The organism is Mesorhizobium sp. IMUNJ 23232 (genome assembly GCF_044326205.1).
Classification (GTDB): domain Bacteria; phylum Pseudomonadota; class Alphaproteobacteria; order Rhizobiales; family Rhizobiaceae; genus Kumtagia.
The window spans coordinates 1-14,650 of the sequence record NZ_JBIRCY010000103.1 but is presented as its reverse complement, the minus strand read 5'-3'; the positions used below and the strand labels follow the sequence as shown (position 1 = coordinate 14,650).

Sequence of the window (14,650 nt, the reverse complement as noted above, 5' to 3'; positions counted from 1 at the left end):
CGCGCCACACGATGCCGAGAAATACAAGTGGCGAAACCTGATCGAGCGGCTGTTCAACAAGCTCAAGAACTGGCGCCGCGTCGCCACCAGATACGACAAGACAAAGGAGTCTTACCTCGGCTTCGTCACCATCGCAGCAGTCAAGCTTTGGTTACCCTTTGTCCACGAGGCCTAGCCTTTTGCGAAAACAACACTTGGCTTAACGACCTCAACAACGATTTCCGCAACATGTTGGCACGAGGAAAACTGGTAATATATGGCAAGGAGTTGATCGAAGACCGGTTCGTAGTCTTGAAGCGGTTCGGCTTCTTCAAGCAGGTTGTTCCCCCGATTAGCGGCGCGACCTACTTCGGCGATGCTCTCAGGATTGCGGGCTCAGATCATTTTTCGATCGCCAAGCCTGAAAACGCTCAGGCCATTCAAAACCGCTTGCTTTGTCAATTCATCGCAACAATTGCGCGCACCGGCTTCGCATTGAACAATGTTTCTGAAGGCAATGGTGAACTTCGAACCGTCGTAAACGGATGCGAAATTTGCGTCGTTTCCGGACGAATTGAGGATTATCCGATAAACAAGGAAACCGTTTTTGCGCTTCCCTGCAACGAATATTTTGATGATCGATGTATCGATGATGGCCGCAGCACTTTGGGAGCTTACGTCCATCGACACTATGGAGAACGATCTTCTTCTTTTGCCGCGTTGATCCAAGCACAATGCAAGCGTAAGTTTGGTGATGGCGCTGATCAACAAAAGACAGCAGACGAGACTGCGAAAAGCTTCGGCGTTGGCCGCTGCATCTTAATTTCGGCGCCGTTTGGAGAATCCCCTCCGGTAGCTTTAGTTTCGACTACAACTCAACGATCAGGACAGGGATTGGCTTCCCGCATCTCTTATTTGTTTGACGGGATGCGCGAACTCTTCACGTTATTGGCTGATGCACGCCTCAACCAGGTTGTGATGCCGGTCATGGGGGCAGGCCACGGCGGGATCAACTCGTCCTTGGCCCTAGTCGGCCTCGTACTCGCGTTGGCTGAGGCTGCGCGATACGGACCGGAGCAGCATCGTCGGAAAAAGGTTACTATCGTTGTGTTCAGACGAAGCCCTACTGAACCGGCGGAAGTTGCGCCTGACGTCATCCGTCGAGCCTTGGCGCTCATCGCGAACAGAGACTGACGACGTCGTCAATCTCATTTGTTGCTCTTCGTCTTTTCGAACGCGAGCGTGGCCATGGCTTGCGCCACATAGGGCGCCTTCTCTGCCGCTACACCCTCACTCCCACGATTTCCCATATCTTGCCGTTCACCGTCGCCTCGTCGCCCACGCCTTTTCCGAACAGCGCCTTGGCCATCGGTGAGACGTGGCTGATCGTGCCGTGCGCCGCGTCGGCCTCGTCCTCGCCGACGATCGTCCAGGTATGGTGCTTGCCGTCCTCGCCTTGCAACCTCACCGTCATGCCGAAGCGAACGACGTCAGAATCCGGTTCGGGTACCGAAACCTCCGCCGTCTCGCGCCGCGCCGTCCAGTAGCGCAGGTCGCGCGAAACCAGCGCGATGTGCTCGCGGTCGGATTTGCGCTCGGCATCGCCCAGTTCCTCGCGCAGTCTCGCGAGTTCCTTCTCGATCAGCGCCAGGCCTTTTTCGGTAACGAGATTGCGGTGCGGGCTCACCGGCCGCTCGCCGATGTCGGCGATGGCCTCGTTGTCGTCCTCCCGGGTGAATGCTCTGCTCATTCGAGGAGCGTAGGCCTTTGCCACGTCTTGGACAAGCCGCGAACCGCGCGCCTGGCACATATCCTGCGTGGCGCGGGCAAGCGGGAGGCGATTGGCGGAATCTGTGCCGATGTTGAACAGGCGTTCCTTTCTGGCAGGTTCGGCCGGCCTCGCGGCGGCGGGCTTTTCCGTGCCTGCTTCGGCGATCTCGCGCACGCCGGCCGGCATCGAAACGGCGGCGTTGCGCGGCGCGATCAGCGCTGGCGAATTCGGCGTCGCGCCCGGCACGCTCGACGACCAGAGCAAAGCTTTTTCAAAACTCCTGGACAAATCGGCCGAAAACGAAACGCCGATCTTCCTGCCGCCCGGCACTTACATCGTCTCCAACATCACCTTGCCCCGCCGCGTGCGGCTTTCCGGCGTGCCCGGTGCCACAAGACTGCTTTACGGCGGCGACGGGTACCTGCTGCGTGCCGAAAACGCCGACCACATCGAACTGACCGGGCTGATGCTGGACGGCGCCAACCGCTGGATCGGCGACTACGCGCAAGGGCTGGGTGACTTTCGCCGGGTCGCCAACCTTGTCGTCGACAATTGCCAGATCGTCGGCAGCGGCGGCAACGGGCTGGCCCTGGAGACCGTATCGGGCCGCATCGAACGCACGACCATCTCGGGCGCCGCCGAATCCGGCATCTATTCGGTCGAGGCCGGCCGGCTGTCGATCACAGGCAACAGCGTGACCGACTGCGCCAATGGCGGCATCCTGGTGCATCGCTGGCAACCGGCCGACGATTTCACCATGGTCACCGGCAACCGGGTCGAGCGCATCGCCGCGCGCAAGGGCGGCACCGGCCCCTACGGCAACGGCATCAACGCCTTCCGTGCCGACAAGGTGATGATCGCCAACAACACAATCGCCGACTGCGCCTTTTCCGCCATCCGCGCCAACAGCTCCAGCGACGTCCAAATCCTCGGCAACAATTGCAGCCGCAGCGGCGAGACCGCGATCTATTCGGAATTCTCGTTCCAGGGCGCGGTGATCAGTTCCAACATCGTCGACGGCGCCGCCAACGGTATCGCCATCGTCAACTTCAACGAAGGCGGGCGGCTGGCTGTCTGCAACGGCAACATCGTCCGCAACATCTCGAATGTCGGCCCCTATCCGTTCGACCGGCCGATGTTCGGCGTCGGCATCACCGTCGAGGCCGACACCACGCTCACCGGCAACGTGGTCGAGGAAAGCGCCCGCTACGGCATGCAGCTCGGCTGGGGTCCCTACCTGCAAAACGTCTCGGCGACCGGCAATGTCATCCGCAAGGCCGGCGTCGGCATCGCCGTCACGGTGGTGGAGGGCGCCGGTCCGGCTGTCATCACCGACAACGTCATCGAGGCGACCCCCGACGGCGCCATCGTCGGCTTCCGCTGGAGCGACACCGCCACGGGCGACCTCACCGCCGCCGACGCGACGCGCTACAGCCACCTGACCATCGAGCGCAACCATGTAAGCTGAGGCGGTGTCCGGCTATGGCAGAACCGCCTCTTGTGCGTCGGGTCAACGGCTTCGCATCCGCGCGACCCTCGCCTATGCCAGAAGCGCCTCCGCAGGACGCAACGCACCAACAGCAAGCCCCTTGCGGTTGAGGACAGGCGGCCGGGCCATGCCGGCGAGCCGTTTGGAAAGTTCCTCGTCCCGCTTCAGCAGCCGGCTCAAAACCGCCGCGACCATAACCTCCGCCGCCCGCTCGCCGCCGTCGCCGGCCTTCAGGGCTATGCCGAAGCCGAGTTCCGGCAGGGCCGCGCAATAGACCCCTTCCGCACCGATCTTGACAAAAATCCGCCCGGGCGCCGCCTGCATCAGTCGCGTGTCGGCGCGACCGGTGCCAGCCACATAGAACGGCTCGGCCATGCAGGCCGCCATCAGCCGTTTCGCCGCCTTGGCGCGGGTGGGCGACAGCCCCTGCCCCGTCACCATTTTCGCAAAGCCGACGGCCAAGTCCTTGAGCGGAATTGCATAAGTCGGGATCGAGCAGCCGTCGATGCCGCTGTGGTCGGCGTCGTGTCTGGCGCCCGTCACACCCTGCATGGCTTCGCGCACCATCTGCTGCGAGCGATGTCCGGCCGCCACATAGCCCCGCGGGTCGACGCCAAGGTGGACGCAGGTGCAGATGAACCCCGAGTGTTTTCCGGAACAATTGTTATGCAGATCGTTCGGCTGGCGGCCGGCTCGCGCCAGCGTCAAGGTCGAGTCCTGATGGCTCGGCCAATGCGTTCCGCATTCCAGCGCCGTGCCGTCGAGACCCGCCTTGGAAAGCATCGAGGCCGCCAGGTCGACATGCGCCGGCTCGCCGCCGTGGGAAGCGCAGGCCAGCGCCAATTCCTTGTTTGCAAAGCCGTAAGCATCGGCCGCGCCGCTTTCCACCAGCGGCAAGGCCTGGATCGCCTTGACGGCGGAGCGCGGAAACACCGGCTGCCCGCCATCGCCGATTTCCAGCACGGATGTGCCAGATGCGTCGAAGACGGCTACAGCGCCGCGATGCACGCTCTCGACGATGTCACCGCGCAGCACTTCCACAAGCACCGGATTGGTCACGATTTCACCCTCATGCTTGATTCCATTCCGCAAAGCGGCGCTACTGGTCAAACGCGTCGTGCAGGATTTCACGCAGCGTCAATGCACCGCTGCCATCAGCCGACTCCCGGAAGCGGATATCGTCGATCAGGGCCTGCCCTTCGGCCGAGATCAGGATCAGCGTGTCGGTCCAGTTGGCGCGCGGCGTTTTCGCGAAACCATAGGCAATAGCGACCTCCGTCCGCCCCGCTCTTTCGACAGGCGCTCCCGGTTCGCATGTGTCGGGTCGGTCAGGAAAGCTCTGATACGGAATACCGTCACCGAAAGGCGGTTTCTCGTCGGGCGTCGCCTCGGCGATGATGCGGTTGCGCTCCTCGGCCTCGGCGATGACCGCGAGCAGCGACGGCGTCAGAAGCGGCTTCAGTCGGGCTTCGTCTAAGGCGGTACGGGTCGCGCAGAAGGCGGTCGCCACCCCGGCGGCCGTGTCGGCTCGCGCCGGCATGGCGAATAGGGTCAAGGCGACCGAGGCTGCCAGCAGGCAGAACCGCATGATCGGCAATTTGCTGTCCTCAAGGAATTCGCGCGTCGGATAATACCGGCGGGTTCAACCCCGCCATTCCCGGCGGGAATATGACCGTTTCACGCCATCCTGGCCAGCGCCGAATGCTCTACCTGATCCGGTCGAGGATGGAGACGTAATTCGCCACCGCCGCGCCGCCCATATTGAAGATGCCGCCGAGTTTTGCGTCCTTGACCTGGATGCCGCCGGCCTCGCCGACAAGTTGCATCGACGTCAGCACATGCATGGAAACGCCGGTGGCGCCGATCGGGTGGCCCTTGGCCTTCAATCCGCCCGACGGATTGACCGGCAGGCGCCCGCCCTTCTCGGTCTGGCCCTCGGCGACGATCGCCGCTCCCTGCCCGCGCGGCGCAAGGCCCATCGCCTCGTATTCGATCAGCTCGGCGATGGTGAAGCAGTCATGCGTCTCGACGAAGGACAGGTCGTCGAGCGTCACGCCGGCATTCTTCAGCGCCCGCGACCAAGCCTGCTCGCAGCCGTCGAACAGCAGGATGTCGCGCTTCGACATCGGCAGGAAATCCTGGACATGCTCGTTGGCCCGGAAGGCGACGGCGCGGCGCATGGACAGCGCTGTCGTAGCGTCCGTCAGCACCAGCGCAGCCGCTCCGTCGGATACCAGCGAGCAATCGGTACGCTTCAGAGGACCGGCCACGAAGGGGTTCTTCTCGCTCTCCTGACGGCAGAAGTCGAAGCCGAAATCCTTGCGCATCTGCGCATAGGGGTTGTCGACGCCATTCCTGTGGTTCTTGGCGGCGATCGTCGCCAAAGCGTCCGACTGATCGCCATAGCGCTGGAAATAGGCACTGGCGATCTTGCCGAAGACACCGGCGAAACCGGCCGGCGTGTCGCCGTCCTCCGGCAGATAGGAGGCACGCAGCAGGTTCCTGCCGATCTCGGGACCAGGCGTTGTCGTCATCTGCTCGGCGCCGACGACCAGCACGAATTTCGCGGCACCGGCATCGATCGCGCGGATGCCCTGGCGTACAGCCGCCGACCCGGTGGCGCAGGCGTTCTCGACGCGGGTCGCCGGCTTGAAGCGCAGCCGGTCGTCGGTCTGGAGCACGAGGCTCGCCGTAAAATCCTGGGCGGAAAAACCGGCATTGAAATGGCCGAGCACGATCTCGCCAACATCATCCGGACCGATGCCAGCATGTTCAAGCGCTTCCGCCGCAACCTTGGTGATCAGGCTTTCGAGCGTCTCGCCCTCGAGCTTGCCGAAGCGCGAATGCGCCCAACCGACGATGCATGCGGTCATAGTGATCTCCCTGAAGTTCGAGGGCGGGCCGAAGGCCGGCTATTTTCAGCTTTGTTCAAAGATGAACTTCTTTGCCCATATCGTAAAGCAGGAATCGGCGCCGTGCACGTCCCCGCATCGAGGACTACCAACGCCAAGGACCTAACCCGCATGTCTCATCCTCGATGCGGATTAAAATAGTCCTTTGGCCTTCAGATCGGCTGCGAAGGTTGCCAGCGGCATGACCAGGGTGAGAGGCTTTCCCTGCAGTGGTTCGGCGCCATAGCTGGCATACCAGCGCGCGGCGCGCTCGCCCTTGGCGTCGATGATGAGCAGGATTCCGCCGCCTTCGCTCGCAACACGCAGGCAACGCAAGGCTGCCGCTGCGAGAAGTTGGCCGCCGAGACCGTGCCCTGCGACGGTCCGGTCAGTCGCGAGCCGCGCCAGCTTGAAACCCGATACCTCGTGTCGCGCGAGGCCCTTGGTCATCGCCGAGGGCACGGCCTGGTGCTCCACCGCCGAGGGGGCAATGGTGTAGAAACCGAGGATGCGGGTGGGCGTCGCGCTTTCGACCACGCAGAAGGTCTTGGCAGCATTCTGCTCATGGCTCTGCCGCGCGAAGCGACGCAGAAACTCGTTCATTCGCGGGTCGCCGCAATCAAAGGAGGCTCGATCGTGCGATTTCGCGATCGGTTCCTCATGCCATGGCGGGAGCCTCACAAAGTATCCGGCAGGGCAGCTATAGCGGCGCGCAACTTCGCGTTCGGCTTCGGCGGGTGCTCCAGCAGGTCGAGGATGCGCATAAAGTCGCGGTCGGACAGTTTGATGGTTTCGGCTGCCTGGATCACGGCCTCGGCTTCGGGCACGATCTTGTCGAGGATGAAATCAGCCATGTCCTTGTGTTGCAAGGCTGCGGCGCGGGCGATCATCACCTTCTGCGCCGGCGGCATGCGAAGCTGGTAGCGGCTGGTCTTGTCGTCGGCAGGTCTGGGCATGACACTCTCCACATGCTGTCATAGCATACACATGATATGTGTACAATGTGGTGCGATGTATCCTCTGACAAGCATGATGGTGCTGCTCTGACCCGTTTGAAAACGCGTTATTGTTGCGAACTGCCTGAGCGATCAATTTTTCATTGATTGATCCGTCAATAAAAAATAATCCTATCTGACGGGAGGGATCGATGCCCAAGATCGGAATGGAACCCATGCGCCGCCGTGCGCTGATCGATGCGGCGATCTCGGCGATCGGCGACCGCGGCTCGCTCGACGTGACGATGTCGGACATTGCCGGCCGGGCCGGCGTGTCGTCAGCCCTGGCTCATCACTATTTCGGCGCCAAGGAGGATCTGCTTCAGGCGACGATGCGGCACCTGCTCGCCGATCTCGGCCGGGACATGATCGTCGCGCTTGGCCGCGCGCCAACGCCGCGCGCCCGCATCTCCGCCGTCATCCGCGTCAATTTCTCGGTCGGGCAATTCCGTCAGGAGACGGTGCAGGCCTGGCTCGCCTTCTATGTCGAGGCACAGCGGTCGGCGCCGTTGCGCCGCCTGCTCAGGGTCTACAGCCACAGGCTCTACTCCAACCTGATGAGCGGGCTGCTGCCGCTTGTCGAGCGCGGGGAAGCCGAGCGCATGGCGGAAGCCATCGCCGCCATGATCGACGGCCTCTACATCCGCCGCGCGCTTCGCGACGGCCTGCCCCATCCGGTGAGTGCGGCCGCGCTCGTCGAGGACTATGTCGAAACCAAACTCGCCCAGGCCCACCCAGCCCCATGAAGCGCCAGCCCAACATCCTCGTCATCATGGTCGACCAGTTGAACGGGACGCTGTTTCCCGACGGGCCGGCGGCGTTCCTGCACACCCCGAACCTCAGCGCGCTGGCAGCGCGCTCGGCACGCTTTCGCAATGCCTACACCGCCTCGCCGCTCTGCGCGCCGGGCCGCGCATCCTTCATGACCGGGCAACTGCCGTCGCGGACGGGCGTCTACGACAACGCGGCAGAATTCGTCTCGTCGATACCGACCTTCGCGCATCACCTGCGCGCGGCGGGCTACACGACCTGCCTTTCCGGAAAAATGCATTTCGTCGGACCGGACCAGTTACATGGTTTCGAGGAACGCCTGACCACAGACATCTATCCCGCCGATTTCGGCTGGACGCCGGACTACCGCAAGCCGGGCGAGCGCATCGATTGGTGGTATCACAATCTGGGCTCCGTCACGGGCGCTGGCGTGGCCGAGACCAGCAACCAGCTCGAATATGACGACGAGGCCACCTTCCTCGCCACGCAGAAACTCTACGAATTGGCGCGCGCCTCGAACGATCCCGCGCGCAGGCCGTGGTGTTTGACGGTATCGCTTTCCCATCCGCACGATCCCTATGTCGCTCGGCGCGAGCACTGGGACCTCTACGAACATTGCCAGGCGCTCGATCCCGAAGTCGCCCACATCGACTACGAGCATCAGGATGCGCACTCGCGGCGCTTGTACGAGGCATGCGACCACACCGCCTTCAACATCACCCGGGACCAGGTGCGGCGGTCGCGGCGCGGCTATTTCGCCAGCATTTCCTATATCGACGACAAGGTCGGCGAACTCCTGTCGGTGCTGGAGCGGACGCGGATGCTCGACGACACGATCGTCGTGTTCACCTCGGACCATGGCGACATGCTCGGCGAACGCGGGCTGTGGTTCAAGATGTGCTTCTACGAAGGGTCGGCGCGCATCCCGCTGATGATTGCCGGCAAGGGTATTTCGCCTGGCCTCATCGAGACGCCGGTATCGGCGCTCGACATTTGCCCGACGCTTTGTGAACTCGCCGGGATCGACATGCCGTCGATCCTGCAATGGACCGACGGAGAGTCGCTGATCCCGCTGATTGCGGGCGGCTCGCGGAAAACGCCGGTGCTGATGGAATATGCGGCCGAAGGCTCCTATGCCCCGATGGTGGCGATTCGCGACGGCCGCTACAAGTTCGTGTTTTGCGAGATCGACCCGCCGCAACTGTTTGATCTGGAACCGGATCCCCAGGAGCGGGTCAATCTCGCCGAGGACCCGGCGAATGCGGCTCTGGTCGCCGCGTTCATGGCAAAGGTTCGCGCCCGCTGGGACATGGCGGCTTTCGACGCGGCCGTGCGCGAGAGCCAGGCGCGGCGATGGGCGGTCTATCCCGCGCTGCGCAACGGCGCCTACTACCCGTGGGAATTCCAGCCGCTGCAGAAGGCGTCGGAGCGCTACATGCGCAACCACATGAACCTCGACAATCTCGAGGAAAGCAAACGCTACCCACGAGGAGAATGAGATGATCACCGTCTGGGGCAGAGCGACCTCCGGCAACGTCCAAATCGTCATGTGGGCGCTGGCCGAGCTTGGGCTGAAACCGGTGCGCCACGACGTCGGCGGCGCCTTCGGCGGCAACAGGACGCCGGAATACCTGGCGATGAATCCCAACGGGCTGGTGCCGGTGCTACGCGACGGTGACGGGCCGTTCCTGTGGGAGAGCGCGGCGATCCTGCGCTATCTCGGCGCGACCTATGGCGGCGAGCAGTTCTGGCCGTCGTCCCCGGCGAAGCGGGCTCCAGTGGACATGTGGGCGGAATGGATCAAGACGAGTTTTGGCCCAGTGCTCGCAACGGGCCTGTTCTGGCCGATCGTCGCCGCCCCGCCAGCCAAGCGCGACCACGCCAGCATCGCGGCTGCGGCTGAAAAACTCAAACCGCTCGCGGCCATGCTCGACGCCCGCCTCGCCGATGGACCTTACCTCGGCGGCGACGAAATCTGCTTCGCGGACATCGTCGTCGGCGCGCCGCTCTATCGCTACTTCACGCTAGAGTTCGACCGTACCGATACCCCGCATCTGCGCGCCTACTACGACCGGCTCCAGCAACGGCCGGCCTATGCCGAGCACGTCATGGTTTCCTATGAAAGCCAGAGGGCAAAATGATCCCCGATCTCGACCATCTCAAACGAGCCTATGCCGTTACCGCGCGGGCCACGCAGATAACCCCGCTGCTGGAATCGGCGGCGTTGGCGCGGCAGACCGGCGCGGCACGGGTCTTCCTCAAGCCGGAATCGCTTCAGTGGGCGGGTTCGTTCAAGGTGCGCGGCGCCTACTGGCGGCTAAAACAGCTTTCGCCCGAGGAGGCCAAGCGCGGCGTGGTCGCCTATTCCTCCGGCAATTTCGCGCAGGGGCTGGCGGCGGCCGGCGAGGCGCTCGGCATTCCGGTCACCATCGTCATGCCGATCGACGCTCCCGTCGCCAAGAGCGAGGCAACCAAAAATTATGGCGCGACGGTGGTGCTTACCGACCACGGCCAGCGCGCGCGTGAAGAAGTCGCGTCCGAACGCGCCAGGCAGATTTCGGCCGAGCAAGGGCTGATGCTGCTGCATCCGTTCGATGATCCGGAGATCGTCGCCGGCCAGGCCGGCGCCGGCCTGGAAGCGCTCGACCAGCTTGCGGCACGCGACGCGGAGGCCGACGTGCTGTTCTGCCCGGTCGGCGGCGGCGGGCTCATCGGCGGCGTCTCGCTCGCCTTCCACTATCTCTCGCCGAAGACCGAGATTTACGGCGTCGAGCCGGAAGGTTTCAACGGCATGGGCAATTCGATCGCCCATGGCGAGATCGAGACCATGCCGCTCGTCTCGCCGTCGATCTGCGACGGGCTGATGGCCCGGCGTCCAGGCGTCGCCCCCTTCGCCGCGGTGCAGGAAGCAGGTGTGCGGGGACTGACGGTTCCGGACACTGCCGTCCGCGCGGCCATGAAGATCGCCTTCGAGCGGATGAAGCTGGTGCTGGAGCCGTCCGGCGCCGCCTCGCTGGCCGGGCTGCTTTCCGGCGCGGTCGACGTGAAGGGCAAGACCGTTGTGGTGATCGCGAGCGGCGGCAATGTCTCGCTCGCCGATTTCATGAAGCATGTCGGAAATGCTTGAGGCTGATTTCGTCATCATCGGCTCGGGATCGGCCGGCTCGGCACTGGCCTACCGCCTGTCCGAGGACGGCAAACATTCGGTGATTGTCATCGAATATGGCGGCACCGACATAGGCCCACTGATCCAGATGCCGTCGGCGCTGTCGTTTCCGATGAATATGAGCCTTTACGACTGGGGTTTTTCCAGCGAGCCGGAGCCGCATCTCGGCGGCCGCGTGCTGGTCACGCCGCGCGGAAAAGTGCTCGGCGGCTCGTCGTCGATCAACGGCATGGTCTATGTGCGCGGCCACGCGGGCGACTTCGACCACTGGGCCGAGCAGGGTGCTGTCGGCTGGGGTTATGCCGACGTGCTGCCCTACTTCAAGCGCATGGAGAACGTACGGGACGGCGAGGACGGCTGGCGGGGCACCGACGGCCCACTGTTCGTGCAGCGCGGCAGGCGCACCAACCCGCTCTATTCCGCCTTCGTGGCAGCCGGCGCGCAGGCTGGCTTCGAGCTGACCGAGGACTATAACGGCTCGAAGCAGGAAGGTTTTGGCGCGATGGAGCAGACCATCCATCGCGGCCGCCGCTGGTCGGCGGCCAACGCCTATCTCAGGCCGGCGCTGAAACGGAAAAATATCCGCCTTGTCAACGGCTTCGCCCGGAAAGTCGTCATCGAGAATCAACGCGCCGTCGGGGTCGAGATCGAGATGCGGCGGAAGGTGGAGGTGGTGCGGGCGAAGCGCGAGATCATCGTCGCCGCCTCGTCGATCAACTCGCCGAAACTGCTGATGCTGTCGGGTATCGGCCCGGCTGCGCACCTCAAGGCCAATGGCATCGAAGTGGTCGCCGACCGGCCGGGCGTCGGCGCGAATTTGCAGGACCATCTGGAACTCTACATCCAGCAGGAGGCTACGCAGCCGATCACGCTGCATTCCGTGCTGAACCCGTTCTCCAAGGCGCTGATCGGCGCCGAATGGCTGTTCTTCAAGACAGGGCTCGGCGCGACCAACCATTTCGAGGCGGCCGCCTTTGTCCGTTCGAAGGCGGGCGTCGACTATCCCGACATCCAGTTCCACTTCCTGCCGGCGGCCGTGCGCTACGATGGCAAGGCGGCGGCAAAATCGCACGGGTTCCAAGCGCATGTCGGGCCGATGCGGTCGAAGTCGCGCGGCACGGTGACGCTGCGCTCGCCCGATCCTTGGGAAAAACCGGAAATCCGCTTCAACTATATGTCGCATCCCGACGACTGGGACGAATTCCGCCACTGCATCCGGCTGACGCGCGAGATTTTCCAGCAGCCCGCCTTCGACGCTTATCGGGGCCGGGAAATCTCGCCGGGCGCGGAGGTGCAGAGCGACGAGCAACTGGACGCCTTCATCCGCGAGCATGCCGAGAGCGCGTTCCATCCCTGCGGCACCTGCCGCATGGGTCGCGAAAACGATCCGACGAGCGTGGTCGATCCGGAATGCCGGGTGATCGGCGTCGAAAACCTGCGCGTCGCCGATTCCTCGATCTTCCCGCGTGTCACCAACGGCAATCTCAACGCGCCGTCGATCATGACGGGCGAAAAGGCGGCCGATCATATTCTCGGACGACCGATGCTGCCGCCGTCCAACCAGGAACCGTGGATCAATCCGCGCTGGCGCATGAGCGACCGGTGAGTTCCATGGGATCGTCGTTCGCCGGCCGATCAACGCATGACGAACGACGAACAACGCTGTATCTGAACGCAAACTCAAATCGGTGGACCGCAAATGAACGCCCAGCCGAAAGCCTCGCATTACATCAACGGCAGCCATGTCGAGGACGAACAGGGCCGCGAGTTGCCGGTTATCTATCCCGCCACCGGCGAGACCATCGCGACGCTGCATGCGGCGACGCCGAATACCGTGGAACTCGCGGTCGAGGCGGCGCGGACGGCGCAGCCGGCCTGGGCACGGCTGAAGCCGGTGGAGCGTGGGCGCGTGCTGCGCCGCGCCGCCGACATTTTGCGCGCCCGTAATGCGGAACTGGCAAGGCTGGAGACGCTGAACACCGGCAAGGCGATCCAGGAGACGCTGGTGGCCGACGCGGCGTCGGCGGCGGACGCGCTGGAGTATTTCGGCGGAGCGGTGGCGGCCTTCGGCGGTGAATATTCCGATCTCGGCGGGCCGTTCGCCTATACCAGGCGCGAGGCGCTCGGCGTCTGCGTCGGCATCGGCGCGTGGAACTATCCGATCCAGGTGGCCGGCTGGAAGTCGGCGCCGGCGCTGGCCATGGGCAACGCCATGGTGTTCAAGCCCTCCGAGAATACACCGCTGACCGCGCTGGCACTGGCCGAGATCTATTCGGAGGCCGGCCTGCCCGACGGCATCTTCAACGTCGTGCAAGGCTTTGGCGATGTCGGCGCGGCTCTCGCCAGTCATGAAGCAGTCGCGAAAATCTCCATGACCGGATCGGTGCCGACCGGCCGTAAAGTGATGGGGCTGGCCGGGTCGCTGATGAAGCATGCGACGATGGAGCTCGGCGGAAAGTCGCCGCTCATCGTCTTCGACGATGCCGATCTCGAAAACGCCATCGGCGGCGCCATGCTCGGCAATTTCTACTCGACCGGCCAGGTCTGCTCCAACGGCACGCGCGTCTTCGTGCAGAAGGGTCTGCACGATCGGTTCGTCGAGCGGCTAGTCGAGCGCACCAAAAAGATCCGCATCGGCGATCCACTCGACCCCGAGACGCAGATGGGGCCGCTGATCAGCAAGGCGCAGCACGACAAGGTTTTGGGTTACATCGGCATCGGCAAGCAGGAGGGCGCCGACCTGCGACATGGCGGCGGAGTGCCGTCGCTGCAGGGTTTCGAGGGCGGGTTCTTCGTCGAACCGACGGTCTTCACCGGTGTGACCGACCGGATGCGCATCGCGCGCGAGGAGATATTCGGGCCGGTCATGTCGATCCTGTCGTTCGACGACGAGGACGAAGTTGTTGCGCGCGCCAACGACAGCGAATTCGGGCTGGCCGCCGGCGTCTTCACCCGCGACCTGCCGCGCGCCCATCGGGTGATCGCCGAGTTGCAGGCGGGAACTTGCTGGATCAACGCCTATAACCTGACGCCGGTCGAAATTCCCTTCGGTGGCTACAAGCAGTCGGGCATCGGCCGCGAGAACGCGCTCGACGCGCTGCGGCACTATTCGCAGGTGAAATCGGTCTATGTCGAGACCGGCGACGTCGCCAGCCCGTATTGACCGGCAGCGTACATCGTTCGGGACGATGGGGCCGCGGGTCTTTGCGGGCCGGAAAGCGCGGGCGCAAACGCCGGGGACAGTTTACTTTTCCGCCCGCGCCAGCCTTGAAGCGGCTGCGCCCTTCTGCGGAAAAGTAAACTGTCCCCTGCAGGCAACCGTCATCGCCGCCACGCCCGGTGACCATTAAGCCGTTGAGATGCTTTACTTTTCGAGGTCCGCTGGGCCTGCGCCGTTATCAGGACGAATCGCGCCTCGGCGGCTCCAGCGCGTAGAACGCCATCGCATTGGCATGCGCCAAGATCTCGTCGACCTCGCGGATGTTCTTGCGTTTCGGCGCATCCGGGTCGAAGCGCGGCAATCTTCCGCCGGGCGGCCGCCCGCGCCGCAGCGGCGAAAAACGCCGGAAGCGGACCGGGCCCGGCTTG

15 protein-coding genes and 1 pseudogene are annotated in these 14,650 nt (G+C 63.8%); 9 read left to right on the top strand and 7 right to left on the bottom strand.

The window, feature by feature from the left end:
- Positions 1-175: pseudogene (locus ACH196_RS36330) on the top strand (IS5/IS1182 family transposase); the annotation flags it as partial.
- A gap of 53 nt (positions 176-228) precedes the next feature.
- Positions 229-1,173 (top strand): macro domain-containing protein, encoded by a 945-nt coding sequence (locus tag ACH196_RS36325; RefSeq protein ID WP_396651688.1) that lies wholly within the window; start codon positions 229-231, stop codon positions 1,171-1,173.
- 88 nt (positions 1,174-1,261) lie between these two features.
- On the opposite strand, the gene greA is transcribed toward ACH196_RS36325, so the two are convergent.
- Positions 1,262-1,729, bottom strand: a complete 468-nt coding sequence (gene greA, locus ACH196_RS36320) for a transcription elongation factor GreA (RefSeq protein ID WP_396651687.1) — start codon at positions 1,727-1,729, stop codon at positions 1,262-1,264.
- Positions 1,730-1,838: 109 nt separating this feature from the next.
- Here greA and ACH196_RS36315 point away from each other — a divergent pair, with 109 nt between their 5' ends.
- On the top strand, positions 1,839-3,218 hold the full coding sequence (locus ACH196_RS36315; RefSeq protein WP_396651686.1) for a TIGR03808 family TAT-translocated repetitive protein: 1,380 nt from the start codon (positions 1,839-1,841) through the stop codon (positions 3,216-3,218).
- Between the two features lie 72 nt (positions 3,219-3,290).
- Here the strand turns inward: ACH196_RS36315 and ACH196_RS36310 are convergent, their stop codons facing one another.
- The 5 genes from ACH196_RS36310 to ACH196_RS36290 all read right to left on the bottom strand — a co-directional run bounded on the left by ACH196_RS36310 (position 3,291) and on the right by ACH196_RS36290 (position 7,086).
- A complete protein-coding gene (locus ACH196_RS36310; protein ID WP_396651685.1) occupies positions 3,291-4,298 on the bottom strand; it encodes an asparaginase in 1,008 nt (335 codons plus the stop codon).
- 40 nt (positions 4,299-4,338) lie between these two features.
- Positions 4,339-4,836: a hypothetical protein gene (locus tag ACH196_RS36305; protein ID WP_396651684.1), complete on the bottom strand. Its 498-nt coding sequence runs from the start codon at positions 4,834-4,836 to the stop codon at positions 4,339-4,341.
- Between the two features lie 109 nt (positions 4,837-4,945).
- On the bottom strand, positions 4,946-6,112 hold the full coding sequence (locus tag ACH196_RS36300; protein WP_396651683.1) for an acetyl-CoA acetyltransferase: 1,167 nt from the start codon (positions 6,110-6,112) through the stop codon (positions 4,946-4,948).
- 171 nt (positions 6,113-6,283) lie between these two features.
- Positions 6,284-6,811: a GNAT family N-acetyltransferase gene (locus tag ACH196_RS36295; protein WP_396651682.1), complete on the bottom strand. Its 528-nt coding sequence runs from the start codon at positions 6,809-6,811 to the stop codon at positions 6,284-6,286.
- Positions 6,808-7,086: a DUF1778 domain-containing protein gene (locus tag ACH196_RS36290; RefSeq protein WP_396651681.1), complete on the bottom strand. Its 279-nt coding sequence runs from the start codon at positions 7,084-7,086 to the stop codon at positions 6,808-6,810. Before ACH196_RS36290 ends, ACH196_RS36295 begins: the two co-directional genes overlap by 4 nt.
- 191 nt (positions 7,087-7,277) lie before the next feature.
- On the opposite strand from ACH196_RS36290, the gene betI reads away from it, so the two are divergent.
- The 6 genes from betI to betB all read left to right on the top strand — a co-directional run bounded on the left by betI (position 7,278) and on the right by betB (position 14,225).
- The gene (gene betI / locus ACH196_RS36285; protein WP_396651680.1) at positions 7,278-7,871 is read left to right on the top strand and encodes a transcriptional regulator BetI; all 594 of its coding nucleotides are present in this window, start codon (positions 7,278-7,280) and stop codon (positions 7,869-7,871) included.
- Positions 7,868-9,394, top strand: coding sequence for a choline-sulfatase (gene betC / locus ACH196_RS36280; RefSeq protein WP_396651679.1), 1,527 nt, complete (start codon positions 7,868-7,870; stop codon positions 9,392-9,394). The genes betI and betC overlap by 4 nt, the downstream gene beginning before the upstream one ends.
- 1 nt (position 9,395) lies before the next feature.
- Positions 9,396-10,037: a glutathione S-transferase family protein gene (locus ACH196_RS36275; RefSeq protein WP_396651678.1), complete on the top strand. Its 642-nt coding sequence runs from the start codon at positions 9,396-9,398 to the stop codon at positions 10,035-10,037.
- Positions 10,034-11,023, top strand: coding sequence for a threonine/serine dehydratase (locus ACH196_RS36270; protein WP_396651677.1), 990 nt, complete (start codon positions 10,034-10,036; stop codon positions 11,021-11,023). Before ACH196_RS36275 ends, ACH196_RS36270 begins: the two co-directional genes overlap by 4 nt.
- Positions 11,016-12,668 carry a choline dehydrogenase gene (gene betA, locus ACH196_RS36265; RefSeq protein ID WP_396651676.1) on the top strand — a complete coding sequence of 551 codons (1,653 nt, stop codon included), beginning with the start codon at positions 11,016-11,018 and terminating at the stop codon, positions 12,666-12,668. The genes ACH196_RS36270 and betA overlap by 8 nt, the downstream gene beginning before the upstream one ends.
- A 93-nt stretch (positions 12,669-12,761) precedes the next feature.
- The gene (gene betB / locus ACH196_RS36260) at positions 12,762-14,225 is read left to right on the top strand and encodes a betaine-aldehyde dehydrogenase (RefSeq protein WP_396651675.1); all 1,464 of its coding nucleotides are present in this window, start codon (positions 12,762-12,764) and stop codon (positions 14,223-14,225) included.
- 235 nt (positions 14,226-14,460) lie between these two features.
- Here betB and ACH196_RS36255 read toward each other — a convergent pair.
- The coding region (locus tag ACH196_RS36255) for a hypothetical protein (RefSeq protein ID WP_396651674.1) at positions 14,461-14,650 on the bottom strand (190 nt) is incomplete at its 5' end.

Coding starts and splice junctions, on each gene's coding strand:
- ACH196_RS36325 (WP_396651688.1), top strand. CDS start 229: ATGTTGGCACGAGGAAAACTGGTAATATATGGCAAGGAGTTGATCGAA.
- greA (WP_396651687.1), bottom strand. CDS start 1,729: ATGAGCAGAGCATTCACCCGGGAGGACGACAACGAGGCCATCGCCGAC.
- ACH196_RS36315 (WP_396651686.1), top strand. CDS start 1,839: ATGTTGAACAGGCGTTCCTTTCTGGCAGGTTCGGCCGGCCTCGCGGCG.
- ACH196_RS36300 (WP_396651683.1), bottom strand. CDS start 6,112: ATGACCGCATGCATCGTCGGTTGGGCGCATTCGCGCTTCGGCAAGCTC.
- ACH196_RS36290 (WP_396651681.1), bottom strand. CDS start 7,086: ATGCCCAGACCTGCCGACGACAAGACCAGCCGCTACCAGCTTCGCATG.
- betI (WP_396651680.1), top strand. CDS start 7,278: ATGCCCAAGATCGGAATGGAACCCATGCGCCGCCGTGCGCTGATCGAT.
- betC (WP_396651679.1), top strand. CDS start 7,868: ATGAAGCGCCAGCCCAACATCCTCGTCATCATGGTCGACCAGTTGAAC.
- ACH196_RS36275 (WP_396651678.1), top strand. CDS start 9,396: ATGATCACCGTCTGGGGCAGAGCGACCTCCGGCAACGTCCAAATCGTC.
- ACH196_RS36270 (WP_396651677.1), top strand. CDS start 10,034: ATGATCCCCGATCTCGACCATCTCAAACGAGCCTATGCCGTTACCGCG.
- betA (WP_396651676.1), top strand. CDS start 11,016: ATGCTTGAGGCTGATTTCGTCATCATCGGCTCGGGATCGGCCGGCTCG.
- betB (WP_396651675.1), top strand. CDS start 12,762: ATGAACGCCCAGCCGAAAGCCTCGCATTACATCAACGGCAGCCATGTC.